Genomic DNA, 17,372 nt, shown 5'->3' with positions numbered 1-17,372 from the left:
AAAAACCCCCATTTGGTTATTAGTTCTTCGACAGTTCTATTATACCAAAATGGAGGTTTTTTTCTTTTTGATTAAATCTTTGTGGTTTCCATTTTTATGGAAATGTTTTTCAGTGGTCTCGGAGCGTTCATACGGACACTATCCACAGGATTCTCGCAATAGTTGTCTTCATGGAGCGTTCATACGGACACTGTTGAAGTGGTACCTGAATATAGTGTCTTCATGCCCCTAAGCCTACCACCCCCCGCAATCTCCAAAAAAACAGTTTTGAAACCATCTGGGATGTGATACCGTAGAAGTACTGTGTGATTACATTTTTTGGAGGAAAACCGAATGTTACTACAACCGCAAAAAAGAATATCGGAGCGCGCGTTAACCGTTTGGAGAATTACGGCTACGATTTATAGCATATTTACGCTACTACTTTGTGGGGGAATAATCTCCCTAACGATCATATTTGATTGGCCTATATGGATCAGTGTAATTGCTGTGCTCCTTCTGTTTCTTGAAAGCTACTTCTTTATTTACCTGTTTCCGCGCATCAAATGGAAACGTTGGCGATATGAGGTTCGTGAGCAGGAGCTTGAGCTGCAGCAGGGAATTTTTATTGTAAAAAGAACATTGGTGCCGATGATTCGTGTTCAACACGTGGATACACGCCAAGGTCCGATTTTTCGCAAATACGATTTGGCCACTGTCACTGTTTCGACGGCTGCGACTACTCATGAAATCCCTGCGCTCGAGGTAGAGGAAGCGGAAGAAATGAGGGTTTTCATATCAAAACTTGCAAGGGTGGCTGATGAGGATGTCTGAACCGAAACGACTTCATCCGATTACAGCCGTACTTAACGTAATCAAAACCCTGAAAGAACTGATCATTCCTTTCTTTGCATTTGTTGTTTTTGGAAGTGCAGGAGGAGGTATCTATTCGATTCTTGGTGGAATTCTTGTGTTAGTCCTCATCCTTGTCGGAGGGGTACTCTCTTGGCTCCGTTATACGTATCGGATTGAAGAAGGCGAGTTAAGAATTGAATATGGTTTATTTGTAAGAAAGAAGCGATATATTCCGTTTGAGCGAATACAAAGCTTAGACCTCTCAGAAGGGATTTTTCACAGACCGTTCGGATTGGTAAAAGTAAAGGTAGAAACAGCTGGTTCTAGCGGACCTGGAGCTGAAGCGACTTTAACGGCCATTTCAAAAGCAGATGCTGCCATCATTCAAGAGGTATTACAAAAAGTAAAAACGCAAGGTGTCGATGATATTGAGAGTGTCCAAGAGCTGAAGGAACAAATCCTATATAAAATTTCATCAAAGGAATTGTTGATTCTTGCTTCCACTTCTGGTGGAATAGGCGTTGTCATTTCAGCGGTCATTGCGTTTGTTACACAGTTTGACGAATTGATTCCGTACAAGGCAGTTTTTCATGAGTTAGAGGAATTTGTGGCAAACGGGGTCCTTGTTGTCAGTGCGATCGTCTTTGTTGGTTTTCTATTCGCTTGGATCCTTGCGGTGATTTGGATGATGATCAAGTATGCTGATTTTACCTTGAAGAGGGTAGAAAATGATCTCATTGTTACGCGAGGACTTTTAGAAAAAAGACAGATTACCGTGCCGCTTGGGCGCATCCAAGGGATTCGCATTAGTGAGAATTTTCTTCGTCAGCCATTTGGCTACGCGAGCGTGTATATCGAAAGTGCTGGAGGCTCTGCGGTCAATGCAGAAAGCGCGGCTGTTAACATTTTACCGCTTATAAAAAAATCTCGAATTTCTCAGCTTATCGAAGATCATATCGATGGTTACGATTTAGATATTCAAACAACTCCTGCTCCTAAACGGGCACTAAAAAGATATATTTTTAGAGGGTGGTTAGTTGTTATTCCAATCGCCATCATCCTTATTTTCTTTTTTAAACTATGGGGTGCTCTCTCCCTATTGTTACTCCCACTATCAGCATTCTGGTCATACTTAGAATATAAAGATGCTGGGTGGAGCCAACAAGGAAACCAATTGACCCTTTCGTATAGAGCCTTGGTTAAACATACGGTGTTTATGCAAAAGAACAAAGTTCAAGTTTTGTCATTGAAGGAAAGTTTTTTTCAACGTAAAGAAAATTTAGCGTCTGTCGAAGCAACCCTTATGTCAGGTGCGGGTGGAGCTGGTGGAAGAGTAGTTGACTTAGAGGAAAAAGATGTTGCGTTAATGTATAAGTGGTTTTCGAGAGAAAGTGAAAAAGCGCCGAGCTAATTCGGCGCTTTTTTTAAAATCGACCAAGTAAACCTAAGACTGCGAGTACGGCGATAATAATCCAAATCAGGGTTTTCGGTGTAAAGCTTGGTCTACCTGATGTACTTCGTGTACGGTAGGATACATTTTTAAGGGAATCAGCTGGCTCACTGCCTCGACCAATCTGGAATGCACCAAGAAGGAAGCCAGAGATTAGACCGAAAATATGGGCTGTTATATTAATATTTGACTGTACAAAGGTCATGATTACGCCAACGACTGCGATTGTTAAAATAACTTGGGAATTTTCCCTTGTGATTAAATCTTTTCTTAAAAGGACCATTGCTAAATAGACGCCAAATAGTCCGAAGATCGCTCCGCTTGAACCGACGTGGGTAAAGGTTAAGGGCTTCAAAATAAGGGTAGCCACGTTGGCGAGAATTCCCGCACCTAAATACAATGTGATAAAACGCGGTTTGCCAAGAATTCTTTCAAGAGCAGGTCCAAATAGAACGAGCGAGAAGCTATTAAATAACATATGTGGAAAGCCACTATGAAGAAAAATAGGAGTGACGAGGCGCCAATATTCACCTTGGACAATGTACAGATTCACGCCCATGAACGTTTCAAAAATCCATTTAGACGGGAAGATAGCTGGTAATACAGTAAGTAGGTATATTAAGATATGAAGAAAGACAATAAAAGATACAATCGGATAGTAGCGGATAAATTCTTTGAAACTCTCTGTCCGTACAAACACAGTATAACCTCCCTTAGGCTAGGCATTTTTCGCAAACATAGTTTCTTATGGATAATAATTGATTAAATCAACTTCTATTTCCTCTTAAAAACCAATAAAGTGGGTAGCGAAAAATTGCCGTGCAATATTTCTTAGTACCACTAAACCGTGTAGGAAGTGTAAATGTCGGCTTTAGATTTTTTTTGAAGAAAAAAATTAAGACATTTACGAAAAAACAACCTATGGAGAATAAGATAACGTACTGGGAAAAATGGACGGTATCTAACTTTATAATAAACAAAAGACAATGGTTGGTCATCTCATAATATGTTTGGCCAATTAGAAAAATGAGAAGGAAGATAAACAATGATTTCTGGAATTGGGCTCGATATTGTGGAATTAAAAAGAATTGAAGCGATTATGGAACGACAAGAGAAATTTGCTAACCGGGTTTTAACAGAAAGTGAAAAGGTGAAAATTGAAACTTTATCCGGGAAGCGGAAGGTTGAGTTTTTGGCTGGGCGATTTGCGGCGAAAGAGGCTTTTTCAAAAGCGTTTGGGACTGGCATCGGCAAGGAGTTATCTTTTTTGGACATTGAAATTGCGTCCGATGAAAAGGGCAAACCATTCATCACGAAACCTTTTAACAAAGGGGTTCATCTATCGATTTCTCATAGTGCAGAATATGCTGTTGCGCAAGTGATTATCGAAAAAAATTAAAAAGCATAATCGAGGGCTCGTCATATTCCCGAAGGTTGTCTCATATATTCATAGTGCGATAGGGGAGACAAGACTAGTTGGTGCACATTTCCACCAGCTACTTACTCTCTTTACATTGAAAAGGTGGAAGTGCCTCATCGGGCTTGGCACGGAAACTAAGTAACAATGAGGCTAAATACGAATAAATGAGACAAAAGGGGTTGAAAGGATGAAGAAATGGTATGTTCTGCTTCTCTTCGGACTAATGGTAATTTTTGTATTGTCCGCTTGTGGTTCGAAATCACAGGAAGATGTCGTAAAGGAACTGGACGGTAAGCTAGGTGAATTAAAAGCCTACAAGGTTAATGCTAAAATGACGCTACAAATGGGGACAGAGCCACAGACCTATGATGTGGAAATTTGGCATAAGGAACCTTCCTACTATCGCGTAGATTTGAAAAATGCTCAAAAAGACCAGAGTCAGATGATTCTTCGAAATGATGACGGAGTCTTTGTTCTGACACCTGCTTTGAATAAGAGCTTCCGCTTCCAAAGCGAATGGCCAGAGAACAGCAGCCAAGCTTACTTATATGAATCGCTGATTGAAGATATTTTACAAGACAAAGAAGCAAAATTCACATCTACAAAAGATCATTATGTGTTTGAAACGAAAACTCGCTACCAAAACAACAAGATGCTTCCATTACAGGAAATTACTTTAAATAAAAAGGATTTAACTCCTGTTAGTGTAAAAGTCATGGATCCAGATCGGAAAGCGCTCGTCACGGTCGAATTCTCAAATGCGAACTTTGATGCGACTTTTGAAAAACAGGATTTCGATATGGCAAAAAATATGACTGGTGCCCAAATGGAAGTCCCAGTTATGGCTGATGTAGAGGATAAGGAATTCACGGTTAAATATCCAACAGCTGAAATTTCCAATGTAGAACTTATTGGTGAAAAGGCAATGGAAACTGAGGATGGAAAGCGGGTCGTATTAACATACGATGGGGAAAAATCTTTTACAATTATCCAGGAAAAAGCCACAGTTGTACCAACCTCTATGGAGGCAACAACAGTTAGCGGTGAACCGGTTGACTTAGGCTTTACAATTGGTGCCCTTACTGCCAACTCTCTATCTTGGACATTCCAAGGAGTGGATTACACAATTGCGTCGAACGACTTAACAGAAGAAGAAATGCTAACACTTGCCCGTTCTGTTGAGGTACAAGGCGATATGGTAAAGTAACATATACAAAGAGGCTCTTCTTTTACGAAGGGTCTCTTTTTCTGAAGGAATAGGACTTTTCTAATTTGACATTCTCTTATAGGAGTTCGATAATTTTATTATAGTGTGTTTGGAAAAATTAAGGGAAGTGTAAATAGATGGTTAGTCAAGAACAGTTTTACCGTGATACATGGGTGGAAGTTGATTTGGATTGTATAAAAGAAAATGTTCAGCATATGAAATCTCGTTTACCTATAGATGTTGAGATGATGGCAGTTGTAAAAGCGAATGGATATGGACATGGCGATGTGCAAGTGGCAAGAACCGCATTAGATGCAGGTGCTTCTTCTTTGGCCGTTGCCTTTTTAGATGAGGCTCTTGCTCTACGACAAAAAGGCATTGATGCGCCGATCCTTGTCCTTGGTGCGACACGAGCCGACCATGTCAATGTGGCAGCTAAAAACAATATCACGTTAACTGTTTTTCAAGAGGAATGGATTCGTGAAATTGGTGCGCTAATGGAGAAAGATGTCACAATCTCAGTACATTTGAAATTGGACACAGGGATGGGGAGAATCGGAATTCGTGATAAAGCAACTTTGCAAAAAATTGAAGCGCTTATTAACGAAGACCATCGCATTCAATTGGAGGGTGTTTTTACCCATTTTGCGACGGCAGACAGTTTAGATTTAAGCTATTTTGAAGACCAATTGGCTCTTTTTAAAGAGATGGTGGAGGTCTTGCAAACGAAGCCAAAAATAATTCACGCGAGCAATAGTGCTGCCGCGTTAAGGACGACGAATTACTTCAATGGCATTCGCTATGGAATTGCGATGTACGGCCTTGCTCCTTCGGAAGAAATAAAAGGAGAGCTTCCTTTTCCGTTAAAAGAAGCTTTTTCATTGCGAACAACACTTGTCCATGTGAAAGAACTTTCACCTGGTGATAAAGTTAGCTATGGAGGAACCTATGAAGCGAAAGAGGAAGAGTGGATTGGAACCCTTCCAATTGGCTATGCGGATGGATGGATTCGCAGGCTTCAAGGACAAGAAGTGTTAATTGATGGTATGCGAGTTCCGATTGTGGGCAGAATATGCATGGATCAATGTATGATAAAGCTACCAAAGGAGCTACCAATTGGCACAGTTGTCACTTTAATCGGAAGGGATAAAAAGGAGCATGTATCGATTGACGAACTCGCTGAGCGTCTAGATACAATCAATTATGAAATCCCATGTACGATTTCAAGCAGGGTCCCTCGCATCTATGTAAAATCTGGTAAAACGATTGATGTGAAAAATGGCGTTCTCCAAGCCTAAGAACTAGGCTCCTGAGCTCTTTGAGAGGGCAAATCCACTACTGATGCGAGTTCAAGAATTCATCTTATTTTTCAATAAATTTAGTCATAATCGAAATATTTGAGGATTAGGATGCATAAAAGGGTATTTTTTTGGCTGATAATACAGTAGAATTAGCGATTAGCCTTTGCATCTAGGCGATTTGGTGGTATTATAAAAGTTGGTATAGATTAGATAAACTAAATACAGCTTTCTCATTAGCTAGAGAAAAAACCGGAAGTCTCACGGACAGTTAGTACGGTACAAAAAATGGTGTGTAGTGATGGTGGAGGTGTATGTTTGTGTCTGAGTCCAGCGCAACAACAGAAATCTTGGTAAAATTACCGCAACATCTTGTAACTGAATTAGATGGTTACGTTAAACAAGAAAATGTTAACCGAAACGAGTTCATTTATCAGGCAACAAAAATGTACTTGCGCGAACGGAAAAAGAGACAAATTCGTGAATCCATGAGACGTGGTTACATGGAGATGGCGAAACTTAATTTATCGATTGCTTCGGAAAGCTTTCAAGCAGAATATGAGGCAGAACACACAGTTGAACGTTTAGTAAGCGGGGGATAATCCTTTGAATATTAAACGTGGAGACGTTTATTTTGCAGACCTTTCCCCAGTTGTTGGCTCGGAGCAAGGCGGTGTCCGTCCAGTCCTTGTCATTCAGAACGACATTGGGAACCGGTTTAGTCCCACAGTCATTATTGCAGCAATTACCGCTCAGATTCAAAAAGCAAAGCTGCCTACTCATGTTGAGATTGATGCGAAGCGATATGGTTTCGAAAGAGACTCGGTCATACTGCTGGAACAAATTCGAACTATCGATAAACAGCGCTTAACCGATAAAATCACCCATCTGGATGAAGAAATGATGGAAAAAGTGGACGAAGCATTACAAATAAGCTTAGGTCTCATAGAATTTTAATATACAGGGCTGTTCCCAAAAGGTTGTACTGCAACCTTTTGGGAACAGCCTTTCTTTTTGGGGGAAATCGCTCCGGGTGCGCCGTTTGACTGACAGAATGAGAACTATTATGTCGCAAGTTGTCAGGCATTTAGGGGTTGAACGACAGAAATAGCCATCTGGAGGCGATATTTGTCAATCAAATATGGTTTAAATGACAGAATTGGCTGTCGAGGTAGGATATTTGTCAATCAAATGGGGGTTGAGTGACAGAGTTAGGTGAGAGGGAGCAAAAGTTGTCAATCAAATATAGTTTGCATGACAGAATCAGGTGAAAAGGTGCCAAAACTGTCAGTCAAATACAAATCGAGTTTTTTTCATGACTCATACAAAACCAAATTTAAGATTTCTATCCTCATGTGTGCAAGCATATTTTAGTAATATCACCTAAGTGGATTTGAACGCAAAACAACTCGCGCCAGGCGAACTAAGGAAGAAAAAAATTATCGCTTAATTCCATATTTTAGGTTTAAAATAATCCCGAAAAGGGTAAATAAAAAATCTTTGAGCTAGAAAATTTTCTTTTAATACATTTATATATTAGTTACAGTAAAAAAGAGGAAGAAACCGTTCGAAAATAGAACTGTGATAGGAGCGAGCGAAATGAATAGTCTGATCATTAACTATATCGACAATCACAAGGAACACATCCTCAACCTCTGGGTTGAAAAAATGAAGGAAAAAGCAGACGAGCGTGTCCTTCGAGTTGTCTCAAACCAAGTATTTGTTGGAACAAGTAGAGAATTTGTGGAAATGGTTACCTCTAATTTGAATGATGAAAACGAAGAATATAGTGAACGACTTCGCGACTTTGCTGAAAAAGTCGTCAAACTTGGCTGGCCCATTAGCTTTGTAACTGAAGGAATACAGGTCTTTTCTAACATAGTTTTTGATGGAATCAAGGAAGAAAAACTAGTAACCGAAGAAGATGAAATGAAACTTTTTTATGGAATATACAAAAGGACTAATCCGATGACGAACGAAATCGTCAACGTCTATTCCACCACTTGGGAACGGACTGTATCTCTTCAAAAAATAGCACTACAAGAACTTTCTGCACCTTTAATTCCAGTGTTTGATGGGATTTCTGTTATGCCTCTAATCGGAGCGATCGATACGGAGAGAGCTAAGCAAATTATGGAGAATCTCCTCAACGGGGTAGTCAAACATCGATCTGAAGTCGTCTTGATCGATATTACTGGAGTGCCTGTTGTCGATACAATGGTTGCCCATCATATTATTCAGGCGGCCGATGCCGTAAGATTAGTCGGGTCTCAATGTATGCTTGTTGGCATTCGTCCAGAGATTGCACAAACGATTGTTAGCCTAGGGATTAACCTGAATCAAGTCACAACGAAGAACACTTTGAAAAAAGGCATGGAAGCAGCATTAGAAATCATGAACAAGAAAATGATACAAGTGGGTGAAATCAGTGAGGATTCCAATATTAAAACTATATAACTGTTTGCTTGTCTCGATTCAATGGGAACTAGATGATCAAACTGCGCTTCAATTCCAAGAGGATTTACTGCATAAAATCCATGAAACCAATGCCAATGGGGTTGTCATCGATCTCACCTCCATTGATTTTATTGATTCTTTTATTGCAAAGGTCTTAGGCGATGTCATTAATATGTCAAAGCTAATGGGAGCAAAGGTGGTTATTACGGGGATTCAGCCTGCAGTCGCTATCACATTAATTGAGTTAGGAATTAGTTTGAACGATGTGTTGACATCCTTGGACCTCGAAAAAGGCCTGGAGAAATTAAAACAGGAATTGGGGGAATAACAGAAATGGACATCCAATCCTGCGTGAATATCCAGACTGAATGGGACATCGTTGCAGCAAGACAACTAGGTAGAAATGTTGCTAAAGAGCTTGGATTTGGAGTCGTCGACCAGGCTCGAATTACAACAGCAATTAGCGAGCTAGCGAGAAATATTTTTATCTATGCACATAAGGGACGGGTGTGTATTGAAAAAATGAATGATAAAGGACATGCGGGATTGCGTATCATAGCAGTAGACAGTGGACCAGGGATCAATGACATTCGCTTAGCGATGGAGGATGGGTATTCGACATCTGGTGGTCTAGGTGCTGGTCTACCTGGAGTTAAAAGGCTAATGGATGAGTTTCAAATTGTCTCTTCACAAGGTAAAGGAACCGAAATTACAGCCGTTAAGTGGATCCGTTAGGAGGGAAAAATATGCCTTTTCGTGAAGCGATGGAAGCAAAATATCGAGACATTTTAGCCAAGTATATAGAGGAACAGAAGGAATCAACCCTTTACTTAGCGCAAAAGTTCAGCAGAAAATCGATCGAGAATCAAGTAACGCCTGAAGAAATAATAAGTTTACATAAAATGATTTTACAAGAGATGTACCCTGAAATGCCTACATATGTTACGCACTCATTCGATTTATTGCTAGAGATTATGCTTGGTTATGGGTTTGCTTATCGCGAGCATCAAAGCCTTCGTCATCAGCAAAAAGAACTCCGATCTGAAATAGAAATTGCGGCAAATGTTCAACATACCCTCCTTGATACGAAAATACCTGTTGTCGATGGCCTTGATATAGGGGCAATTAGCGTCCCAGCACGGCTTATGAATGGAGACTATTACAATTTTGTTCAGGATGAAAATCAATGTATTAGCATCGCGATCGCTGATGTAATTGGCAAAGGTATCCCGGCGGCGTTATGCATGTCGATGATTAAGTATGCCATGGATAGTCTACCGGGATATCGAAATGAGCCAAGTGTTTTATTAGAAAACTTAAACCATGTCGTCGAACAAAATGTGGATCCGAGTATGTTTGTGACAATGTTCTATGGAATCTATAATCATGAGCATCACCTGTTTTCTTATGCTTCTGCTGGACATGAACCTGGATTTTTTTATGATGGCAAGAAGAAGGGATTTACCGAGATAACAGCTAGAGGGTTGATGCTTGGGATTGATAAGAAAACGAAATATACCCAATATGAAAAAAAGATTGAACCGGGTGATATGATTATTCTTTTATCCGATGGTGTAACGGAGTGTAGAACGAGTGAAGGGTTTGTCGAAAAAGACACCCTTCTTACTTATATAGATAAATATCTTCATCTTTCAGCACAAGAAATTGTGAATCGAATATATAAGGATTTGGAGCAACTGCAAAATTTCCAATTGAGAGATGATTTTACCCTGATTATTTTGAAAAGAAGCGTTTAATGAAGCGTGTAAAGGGTAATGGAGTATAAGACTGATATCGGGGAGAGATAGGTCAGTTATGAACATCAAAATCGAATTATTTGAGAATGATAGAGCGATAGAAGTATATGTACACGGGGAAATTGATGCCTATACAGCCCCTGAGCTTCGAGAGATTCTTTTTCCACTTTCGAAAAAAGACGAAGTTCAAATGGTTGTCGACCTAACAGACGTTGACTATATGGATAGCACAGGATTAGGCGTGTTTGTAGGTATCTTCAAAAATATCCGTGCAAAAAGCGGTGAACTTAGGTTGGTTGGGTTATCTAATCGCCTAAAGAGACTGTTTGAAATTACCGGTTTAGCAGACATCATGGATATTAATAGTCCGATTGAAGGTGAAGTAGAATGAATCAACCGTATGATTACATTGAAATGAAGATCCCTGCTAAACCAGATTATATTGGTGTGATTCGCCTAACCTCCTCGGGAATTGCAGAAAGAATGGGATTTTCGTTTGATGATATTGAGGATTTGAAAATTGCCATTAGTGAAGCTTGCACGAATGCGGTCCAACATGCCTACAAAACAAAAGAGAAGGGCGAAGTTGTGATCGGTTACGGCTTATATAAGGACCGACTTGAGGTCATGGTGGCTGATAAAGGCATGAGTTTTGATTTTCAAGAACTTCGAGAAAAAATTCGACCGTACGATCGCGAGCAGGATCCTGTTGAATTTATGCGAGAGGGAGGCTTGGGTCTCTATTTAATCGAAGCACTAATGGATGAGGTGAAAATTCATCATACTGAAGGCGTGACCGTCTTTATGACGAAATACCTGGAGGGAGAGAAGGTGGAGAGTGATGCCAAAACAATCTCAACCTAATCATCTCTCGAAGGAAGAAATCGAGCAGTTTATTCAATCCTTCCAAAAACGTCAGGATGAAGAGGCGCAAGCCAAGCTCGTCCTTTACTATAAACCGCTAATTGAACATATCTCGAGAAAATATTCAAAAGGAAAGTCTTTTCACGAAGATATTGTTCAAGTAGGCATCATTGGTTTACTTGGAGCGATCAGGCGATTTGACCCGAAGTTTGGAAAAAGTTTCGAGGCTTTTGCTGTACCGACGATTGTAGGAGAGATCAAACGATTTTTACGAGATAAAACCTGGAGTGTTCATGTACCAAGAAGGATTAAAGAGCTCGGGCCAAAAATCAAAAAAACGGTCGAAGAGTTAACATCCACCCTTCATCGTTCTCCGAAGATAAAAGAAATCGCCGATGAACTCGATATTTCAGAAGAAGATGTGTTAGAAGCGATGGAGATGGGAAAAAGCTATCAGGCATTGTCAGTGGATCATTCATTTGAGGCGGATGCTGAAGGTGGAACTGTAACGATTTTAGATATCGTTGGAAATGTTGATTCAGGCTATGAAAAAGTGAATCAAAAATTGGTGCTTGAAAAGGTTCTTCATGTTTTGACGGAACGGGAACGAGAAATCATTCAATGTACGTATTTAGATAATTTAAGCCAAAAGGAGACTGGCGAAAAATTGGGGATATCACAAATGCACGTATCACGACTACAACGTAGAGCAATCAAAAAGTTAAAAGACGCGATCTTAGCAGATGATAATTCGGAGTGTCGCTCATGAAGCATTTTGTAGAAGAGACCGTAGAAGTATTTGCCCATCAAAGGACCAAAGCTGGAAATGAATACTGTGGTGATGGTTATTTTTACACATGCACGGATCAGTACTTTATTTGTGTTCTTGCAGATGGTCTTGGTAGCGGAATTAATGCCTTTGATTCTGCCGCTGCCGTGATCAGTATTGTCGAACAATATCACCAAGAAGATGTGGATGCAATTATGCATCGCTGTAATAGGGCGCTTTTTGAAAAAAGAGGTGCAGCAGTAGCGGTGTTTAAGGTGTATTTTAACAAGAAAGAGTTTGCTTATAGCTGTGTAGGAAACATTCGCTTTTTCCTCTACTCATCTTCTGGAAAACTGACATACCCGCTACCTGTTACAGGGTATTTGTCTGGGAAGCCCCAGACCTTTCGTACCCAGGTGTATTCTTATGAACAGGATTCAAAATTTCTCCTTTATTCTGATGGATTTCATTTTCAAGGATTAAAAACCGTGTTGAATGCAGAGAAGCCTTTGCAAACAATTGCGGAAGAGATTAGAAGAAAACCATCGTCTGAAGATGCAACTTTTATAATTGGAAGCTTGTTTTAAGGGGGTGCCTGCTGTGTCAGCAGGTGCCTTGTTATTTGGTCAGGTGCATTCGAATAGAGATTTTTGCTAAAATAGCAATTAGGTACATAGAAAATAGTTGGAGGACCTTTACGTGGAAGATATTTTGAAAGTAATTGCTGCTGAACAATCCATACCATTAAAATCCGTTAGAAACGTTATCGAATTATTGAATGATGGAAATACAGTTCCGTTCATTGCTCGTTATCGTAAGGAGCAAACCGGAGCTCTTGATGAAGTGCAAATTCGTGACATCATGGAAAGATGGAACTACATCCAAAACTTAGAGCAAAGAAAAGAAGAGGTTATTCGCTTAATTGACGAACAAGGAAAATTAACGCCTGAGCTACAACAGCAAATCATAGCCTCTTTAAAGCTACAAGAAGTAGAGGATTTATACCGTCCCTATAAGCAAAAGAGAAGAACGAAAGCGACAGTTGCGAAGGAAAAAGGGCTAGAACCACTAGCGAATTGGATGATGACTTTTCCGAGTACAGGTTCTCTTGAGGAGAAAGCAGGAGAATTTTTATCAGAAGAGAAGGAAGTTACAACTGTTGAAGATGCGATTTCGGGTGCCAAGGATATCGTTGCTGAACTCGTATCTGATGATGCGGAGGGACGCAAATGGATCCGCAGAGAAACATTTAAGACTGGAATCATCGAATCGTCCGTTAAGGATGCAGAAAAAGATGAGAAAAATGTATACGAAATGTACTATGAATATTCAGAGCCGGTTCAAAAAATTGTGCCCCATCGAATCTTGGCATTGAACCGTGGGGAAAAAGAAGACATTTTACGGACTTCGATTAAATCAAATGTGGAAGTCATTTTTAACTATTTATCGAAAAAATGGATTAAGAATCCTGCATCGATTACGGCTGATGCGTTACGTGAAGCGTTTGAAGATGGCTATAAAAGACTGATACAACCTTCTATTGAAAGAGAAATTCGTGGCGAATTAACTGAGAAGGCAGAAGAACAAGCGATACATATTTTTTCGGAAAACCTCCGAAATCTGTTGCTTCAACCGCCTTTAAAAGGAAAAGTCGTTCTTGGTGTGGACCCTGCTTATCGAACGGGCTGTAAGCTTGCGGTTGTAGATGAAACAGGGAAAGTGCTAGAAATCGGTGTTGTCTACCCGCATCCACCAAAGGCAAAGCCTCAGGAAGCGAAAGACAAGGTAGTTGCGATTTTAAAGAAATACAAAGTTGAAGTTGTTGCGATTGGAAATGGTACAGCGTCAAGGGAAACGGAGCAATTTATTGCAGATATTTTAAAAGAACAGTCTGACCAAATTTTCTATCTGATTGTAAACGAAGCGGGTGCAAGTGTGTATTCAGCTTCTGATATTGCGCGTGAAGAATTCCCTGACTTCCAAGTAGAAGAAAGAAGTGCGGTTTCAATCGCGCGTAGATTACAAGACCCACTTGCGGAACTAGTGAAAATTGATCCGAAATCTGTAGGTGTCGGCCAATACCAACACGATGTCTCTCAAAAAAGATTGAGTGAATCTTTAACTTTCGTTGTAGAAACAGCCGTTAACCAAGTAGGGGTAAATGTAAACACAGCTTCTCCTTCACTCCTTCAGTATGTATCAGGTCTATCGAAAGCGGTAGCTATGAATATCGTGAAAAAACGGGAAGAAGAAGGAAAGTTTGTAAAGCGTGATCAACTGAAAAAAATTCCGCGCCTTGGAGCGAAAACTTTTGAACAAGCGATTGGCTTCTTACGAGTTGTAGATGGTTCAGAACCGCTTGATCGAACAGGGATTCACCCCGAAAGCTATGCTGAGGTGAAAAAGCTACTAAGTAATCTTGGATTTACTACGGCTGATCTTGGTACAGATGCATTAAAGAATGCTCTTTCAAAAGTGAATGTTAAGGAAGTAGCTGTTGAACTGGAAATCGGGGAGCTAACACTTCAAGATATTATCGATGCGCTCGTGAGTCCTGAGAGAGATCTGCGTGATGACTTACCTAGACCATTGCTGAAAAAAGATGTATTAAAGCTTGAAGATTTGAAGGCGGGTATGGAGCTTCAAGGTACGGTAAGAAATGTTGTCGACTTTGGTGCATTCGTCGACATAGGGGTAAAACAAGATGGGCTTGTTCATATCTCGAAGCTCAAAAAAGGATTTGTTAAACATCCGTTAGATGTTGTTTCTGTTGGAGATGTTGTAACGGTTTGGGTTGACTCCGTTGATGAGAAGAAGGGTAGAGTCGCTTTAACGATGCTTTCTCCTGGTGAATAACAACAGTAGGAAACACTGCTTTTAGGAGCAGTGTTTTTTTCTGTAAAAGAACCAGCATTGATTCAGGAGTTTGATCTGGTAGCGGTTTTTCTCAAGAAAGGCTCTTTGCATCTGATTTTGGAACCAAGTAGGCATACTTAGACCTCCCGTTCTAGAATTCAAGGGGTATATACAATGTATGCTATAATAGGTTGTCATGTTGACTACTTTCAGATAGAAGGGACGGGGGAATATGGAGAATTTTCAATTACAAGAGCTAGTAGAAGATTTGTCCATGAGGTTCTTTCAAAAGCCATTTAGGCATCAGGCTTTGTTTAATAATCGTCTCCGTACAACTGGTGGCCGCTATTTATTGAAGTCTCATAATATCGAAATCAATCGTCAGTACTTAGAACAATTAGGTGAAGAAGAACTCATTGGCATTATCAAGCATGAACTTTGCCACTATCATCTACACCTAGAGGGAAAAGGATATCAGCATCGTGACGCGGATTTTAGGGATTTGTTGAAAAAGGTGGATGCTCCACGATTTTGTAGTTCTCTTCCTGATAGACCTGTTAGGAAAAGAAGTAGCAAAACTCTTATTTATAAGTGTTCAAAATGTGCCCAGCTGTTTCAGAGAAAAAGAACGATTAATGTATCTCGTTATGTTTGCGGAAAATGTCGAGGTAAACTCATTAAAATAGATGGTTGACATTTAATTAAGAGGATGTTAATTTAAATACCTCGGCAAAAAACAGCCATAAAAAATCGTGAATTTTTGTTCTTGACTTGCAGTACACATCTCATTATAATATGAAGAGTCGATAAGACAGGAACAACCTTTAATCAGCATTATTCCGCGGTAGCTCAGTGGTAGAGCAATCGGCTGTTAACCGATCGGTCGTAGGTTCGAGTCCTACCCGCGGAGCCATTTTGGGGAAGTACTCAAGAGGCTGAAGAGGCGCCCCTGCTAAGGGTGTAGGTCGCGCGAGCGGCGCGAGGGTTCAAATCCCTCCTTCTCCGCCATACAATTTTAATATGGCCCCTTGGTCAAGCGGTTAAGACACCGCCCTTTCACGGCGGTAACACGGGTTCGAATCCCGTAGGGGTCACCATTTAATTAATTTCCTTCTATATAATATAGAGGAAAGTTTTTTTCTCCATAAAGGGGAAATGTTTTCGCTAGTTTGAAAAAATAGAGGAAAGTTATTTTCTCCTAACGTCGAAAAAACTTTGGTCCGGTAGTTCAGTTGGTTAGAATGCCTGCCTGTCACGCAGGAGGTCGCGGGTTCGAGTCCCGTCCGGACCGCCATTAATTTTATTGGGCTATAGCCAAGTGGTAAGGCAACGGACTTTGACTCCGTCATTCGTAGGTTCGAATCCTGCTAGCCCAGCCATTTTTGATTGTTAGCTCAATCGGTAGAACTTCAAGCAATTCTTTTGTGAATTAGTTTTAAGTTGTACCCATCACACTGCTGTTTGATTGTACATCCTGAGATGGGGACATCAATAGATGCCTACCTTTAGATGAAATTTATTAGCAGCTACTTTGAGAGCCATTAGCTCAGTCGGTAGAGCATCTGACTTTTAATCAGAGGGTCGAAGGTTCGAGTCCTTCATGGCTCACCATTTTTAAAAAGTATTACATGCGGGTGTGGCGGAATTGGCAGACGCACTAGACTTAGGATCTAGCGCCGCAAGGCGTGGGGGTTCGACTCCCTTCACCCGCACCAATAGTTACCAGTTGAAAGTTTAGGTAATTATTGATATAATAGTAATCGTCGCATCTTTATGCGGTCGTGGCGGAATGGCAGACGCGCTAGGTTGAGGGCCTAGTGGGGGCAACCCCGTGGAGGTTCAAGTCCTCTCGGCCGCACCAAAAAAAGTTCTTGACATAATAAATACTATTTTGATATACTAATTAAGTTGTCTCTTTTAAAACAGAATGCGCCCGTAGCTCAATTGGATAGAGCGTTTGACTACGGATCAAAAGGTTAGGGGTTCGACTCCTCTCGGGCGCGCCATATTATTTCGGGAAGTAGCTCAGCTTGGTAGAGCACTTGGTTTGGGACCAAGGGGTCGCAGGTTCGAATCCTGTCTTCCCGACCATTCGAATCATAATATGCGGGTGTAGTTTAATGGTAAAACCACAGCCTTCCAAGCTGTTGTCGTGGGTTCGATTCCCATCACCCGCTCCAAAGAATTTTCCTCCAGGGGAAATTAAGGGAAGTTATCTTCACTTTCGTGAAGATAAATGAATGATATTTTCGCTAAAGCGAAAAATCACTATTGTACTTTGAAAACTAAACAAATCATACGTCAACGTTAGTTTTATTTTGTTTTTATTTAAGAGCTAATCTTACTCTTTATTGGAGAGTTTGATCCTGGCTCAGGACGAACGCTGGCGGCGTGCCTAATACATGCAAGTCGAGCGCTTGCATATTGAAAGCTTGCTTTCAATATGCTTGAGCGGCGGAC

At 40.5% G+C, this 17,372-nt stretch carries 19 protein-coding genes, 11 tRNA genes and 1 rRNA gene; 29 read left to right on the top strand and 2 right to left on the bottom strand.

The window, feature by feature from the left end; translation table 11 throughout:
• Positions 1 to 333 precede the first annotated feature (333 nt).
• Together FA727_RS23445 and FA727_RS23440 are read left to right on the top strand one after the other, a co-directional pair.
• Positions 334 to 813, top strand: a complete 480-nt coding sequence (locus FA727_RS23445; protein ID WP_136833868.1) for a PH domain-containing protein — start codon at positions 334 to 336, stop codon at positions 811 to 813.
• Complete coding sequence (locus FA727_RS23440; RefSeq protein WP_136833867.1) at positions 806 to 2,245, top strand: PH domain-containing protein; 1,440 nt, start codon at positions 806 to 808, stop codon at positions 2,243 to 2,245. The genes FA727_RS23445 and FA727_RS23440 overlap by 8 nt, the downstream gene beginning before the upstream one ends.
• A 13-nt stretch (positions 2,246 to 2,258) precedes the next feature.
• On the opposite strand, the gene FA727_RS23435 is transcribed toward FA727_RS23440, so the two are convergent.
• The gene (locus FA727_RS23435) at positions 2,259 to 2,984 is read right to left on the bottom strand and encodes a rhomboid family intramembrane serine protease (protein ID WP_136833866.1); all 726 of its coding nucleotides are present in this window, start codon (positions 2,982 to 2,984) and stop codon (positions 2,259 to 2,261) included.
• A 345-nt stretch (positions 2,985 to 3,329) separates the two neighbouring features.
• Here FA727_RS23435 and acpS point away from each other — a divergent pair, with 345 nt between their 5' ends.
• From acpS to FA727_RS23365, 14 genes are all read left to right on the top strand, one after another.
• Entirely contained in the window at positions 3,330 to 3,683 is a 354-nt protein-coding gene (gene acpS / locus FA727_RS23430) for a holo-ACP synthase (RefSeq protein ID WP_136833865.1), read from the top strand.
• 208 nt (positions 3,684 to 3,891) lie between these two features.
• Complete coding sequence (locus FA727_RS23425) at positions 3,892 to 4,911, top strand: LolA family protein (RefSeq protein WP_136833864.1); 1,020 nt, start codon at positions 3,892 to 3,894, stop codon at positions 4,909 to 4,911.
• A gap of 137 nt (positions 4,912 to 5,048) precedes the next feature.
• Complete coding sequence (alr, locus tag FA727_RS23420) at positions 5,049 to 6,209, top strand: alanine racemase (protein ID WP_136833863.1); 1,161 nt, start codon at positions 5,049 to 5,051, stop codon at positions 6,207 to 6,209.
• A 320-nt stretch (positions 6,210 to 6,529) separates the two neighbouring features.
• Entirely contained in the window at positions 6,530 to 6,811 is a 282-nt protein-coding gene (locus FA727_RS23415) for a CopG family ribbon-helix-helix protein (RefSeq protein ID WP_126410049.1), read from the top strand.
• Positions 6,812 to 6,815: 4 nt separating this feature from the next.
• Complete coding sequence (locus FA727_RS23410) at positions 6,816 to 7,166, top strand: type II toxin-antitoxin system PemK/MazF family toxin (RefSeq protein ID WP_126410050.1); 351 nt, start codon at positions 6,816 to 6,818, stop codon at positions 7,164 to 7,166.
• A 642-nt stretch (positions 7,167 to 7,808) separates the two neighbouring features.
• Complete coding sequence (gene rsbRA, locus FA727_RS23405) at positions 7,809 to 8,666, top strand: RsbT co-antagonist protein RsbRA (RefSeq protein ID WP_136833862.1); 858 nt, start codon at positions 7,809 to 7,811, stop codon at positions 8,664 to 8,666.
• Positions 8,638 to 8,994: an STAS domain-containing protein gene (locus tag FA727_RS23400; protein WP_126410052.1), complete on the top strand. Its 357-nt coding sequence runs from the start codon at positions 8,638 to 8,640 to the stop codon at positions 8,992 to 8,994. Before rsbRA ends, FA727_RS23400 begins: the two co-directional genes overlap by 29 nt.
• 5 nt (positions 8,995 to 8,999) lie before the next feature.
• Positions 9,000 to 9,401, top strand: a complete 402-nt coding sequence (locus FA727_RS23395) for an anti-sigma regulatory factor (RefSeq protein ID WP_136833861.1) — start codon at positions 9,000 to 9,002, stop codon at positions 9,399 to 9,401.
• Positions 9,402 to 9,412: 11 nt separating this feature from the next.
• Positions 9,413 to 10,423, top strand: a complete 1,011-nt coding sequence (locus tag FA727_RS23390; protein ID WP_136833860.1) for a PP2C family protein-serine/threonine phosphatase — start codon at positions 9,413 to 9,415, stop codon at positions 10,421 to 10,423.
• 58 nt (positions 10,424 to 10,481) lie between these two features.
• Positions 10,482 to 10,814 (top strand): anti-sigma factor antagonist, encoded by a 333-nt coding sequence (locus FA727_RS23385; RefSeq protein ID WP_136833859.1) that lies wholly within the window; start codon positions 10,482 to 10,484, stop codon positions 10,812 to 10,814.
• Positions 10,811 to 11,287: an anti-sigma B factor RsbW gene (gene rsbW, locus FA727_RS23380; RefSeq protein WP_136833858.1), complete on the top strand. Its 477-nt coding sequence runs from the start codon at positions 10,811 to 10,813 to the stop codon at positions 11,285 to 11,287. Before FA727_RS23385 ends, rsbW begins: the two co-directional genes overlap by 4 nt.
• A complete protein-coding gene (gene sigB / locus FA727_RS23375; protein ID WP_136833857.1) occupies positions 11,265 to 12,056 on the top strand; it encodes an RNA polymerase sigma factor SigB in 792 nt (263 codons plus the stop codon). Before rsbW ends, sigB begins: the two co-directional genes overlap by 23 nt.
• Positions 12,053 to 12,643 (top strand): PP2C family serine/threonine-protein phosphatase, encoded by a 591-nt coding sequence (locus FA727_RS23370; protein ID WP_136833856.1) that lies wholly within the window; start codon positions 12,053 to 12,055, stop codon positions 12,641 to 12,643. Before sigB ends, FA727_RS23370 begins: the two co-directional genes overlap by 4 nt.
• Positions 12,644 to 12,755: 112 nt before the next feature.
• Positions 12,756 to 14,912: a Tex family protein gene (locus tag FA727_RS23365; protein WP_194138564.1), complete on the top strand. Its 2,157-nt coding sequence runs from the start codon at positions 12,756 to 12,758 to the stop codon at positions 14,910 to 14,912.
• A 21-nt stretch (positions 14,913 to 14,933) separates the two neighbouring features.
• Here FA727_RS23365 and cmpA read toward each other — a convergent pair whose 3' ends face one another.
• Positions 14,934 to 15,047 (bottom strand): cortex morphogenetic protein CmpA, encoded by a 114-nt coding sequence (cmpA, locus tag FA727_RS23360; protein WP_136833854.1) that lies wholly within the window; start codon positions 15,045 to 15,047, stop codon positions 14,934 to 14,936.
• A gap of 97 nt (positions 15,048 to 15,144) precedes the next feature.
• Here cmpA and FA727_RS23355 point away from each other — a divergent pair, with 97 nt between their 5' ends.
• The 13 genes from FA727_RS23355 to FA727_RS23295 form a co-directional block, all read left to right on the top strand.
• Positions 15,145 to 15,606 (top strand): SprT family protein, encoded by a 462-nt coding sequence (locus FA727_RS23355; protein ID WP_136833853.1) that lies wholly within the window; start codon positions 15,145 to 15,147, stop codon positions 15,604 to 15,606.
• Positions 15,607 to 15,750: 144 nt separating this feature from the next.
• A tRNA-Asn gene (locus FA727_RS23350) sits at positions 15,751 to 15,825 on the top strand.
• A gap of 4 nt (positions 15,826 to 15,829) precedes the next feature.
• Positions 15,830 to 15,920, top strand: a tRNA-Ser gene (locus FA727_RS23345).
• A 14-nt stretch (positions 15,921 to 15,934) separates the two neighbouring features.
• Positions 15,935 to 16,009: transfer RNA gene (locus tag FA727_RS23340), tRNA-Glu, on the top strand.
• A gap of 120 nt (positions 16,010 to 16,129) precedes the next feature.
• Positions 16,130 to 16,206: transfer RNA gene (locus FA727_RS23335), tRNA-Asp, on the top strand.
• A gap of 10 nt (positions 16,207 to 16,216) precedes the next feature.
• A tRNA-Gln gene (locus FA727_RS23330) sits at positions 16,217 to 16,291 on the top strand.
• Positions 16,292 to 16,447: 156 nt separating this feature from the next.
• Positions 16,448 to 16,523, top strand: a tRNA-Lys gene (locus FA727_RS23325).
• 19 nt (positions 16,524 to 16,542) lie between these two features.
• Positions 16,543 to 16,627: transfer RNA gene (locus FA727_RS23320), tRNA-Leu, on the top strand.
• Positions 16,628 to 16,687: 60 nt separating this feature from the next.
• Positions 16,688 to 16,773, top strand: a tRNA-Leu gene (locus FA727_RS23315).
• A 68-nt stretch (positions 16,774 to 16,841) separates the two neighbouring features.
• Positions 16,842 to 16,918 (top strand) — tRNA-Arg (locus tag FA727_RS23310).
• A gap of 8 nt (positions 16,919 to 16,926) precedes the next feature.
• A tRNA-Pro gene (locus FA727_RS23305) sits at positions 16,927 to 17,003 on the top strand.
• 15 nt (positions 17,004 to 17,018) lie between these two features.
• A tRNA-Gly gene (locus tag FA727_RS23300) sits at positions 17,019 to 17,092 on the top strand.
• A gap of 168 nt (positions 17,093 to 17,260) precedes the next feature.
• A 16S ribosomal RNA gene (locus FA727_RS23295) occupies positions 17,261 to 17,372 on the top strand; the annotation flags it as partial.

The organism is Robertmurraya kyonggiensis (genome assembly GCF_005116465.1).
In the GTDB taxonomy this organism is placed as follows: domain Bacteria; phylum Bacillota; class Bacilli; order Bacillales; family Cytobacillaceae; genus Robertmurraya; species Robertmurraya kyonggiensis.
Note: the sequence above shows the minus strand (reverse complement) of the source record. Positions and strands in the feature narration are given on the sequence as shown.

Bases quoted from the DNA above. Each gene is read 5' to 3' on its own strand.
- FA727_RS23445 (WP_136833868.1), top strand. From the start codon at position 334: ATGTTACTACAACCGCAAAAAAGAATATCGGAGCGCGCGTTAACCGTT.
- FA727_RS23440 (WP_136833867.1), top strand. From the start codon at position 806: ATGTCTGAACCGAAACGACTTCATCCGATTACAGCCGTACTTAACGTA.
- acpS (WP_136833865.1), top strand. From the start codon at position 3,330: ATGATTTCTGGAATTGGGCTCGATATTGTGGAATTAAAAAGAATTGAA.
- FA727_RS23425 (WP_136833864.1), top strand. From the start codon at position 3,892: ATGAAGAAATGGTATGTTCTGCTTCTCTTCGGACTAATGGTAATTTTT.
- alr (WP_136833863.1), top strand. From the start codon at position 5,049: ATGGTTAGTCAAGAACAGTTTTACCGTGATACATGGGTGGAAGTTGAT.
- rsbRA (WP_136833862.1), top strand. From the start codon at position 7,809: ATGAATAGTCTGATCATTAACTATATCGACAATCACAAGGAACACATC.
- FA727_RS23395 (WP_136833861.1), top strand. From the start codon at position 9,000: ATGGACATCCAATCCTGCGTGAATATCCAGACTGAATGGGACATCGTT.
- FA727_RS23390 (WP_136833860.1), top strand. From the start codon at position 9,413: ATGCCTTTTCGTGAAGCGATGGAAGCAAAATATCGAGACATTTTAGCC.
- FA727_RS23385 (WP_136833859.1), top strand. From the start codon at position 10,482: ATGAACATCAAAATCGAATTATTTGAGAATGATAGAGCGATAGAAGTA.
- rsbW (WP_136833858.1), top strand. From the start codon at position 10,811: ATGAATCAACCGTATGATTACATTGAAATGAAGATCCCTGCTAAACCA.
- sigB (WP_136833857.1), top strand. From the start codon at position 11,265: ATGCCAAAACAATCTCAACCTAATCATCTCTCGAAGGAAGAAATCGAG.
- FA727_RS23370 (WP_136833856.1), top strand. From the start codon at position 12,053: ATGAAGCATTTTGTAGAAGAGACCGTAGAAGTATTTGCCCATCAAAGG.
- cmpA (WP_136833854.1), bottom strand. From the start codon at position 15,047: ATGCCTACTTGGTTCCAAAATCAGATGCAAAGAGCCTTTCTTGAGAAA.
- FA727_RS23355 (WP_136833853.1), top strand. From the start codon at position 15,145: ATGGAGAATTTTCAATTACAAGAGCTAGTAGAAGATTTGTCCATGAGG.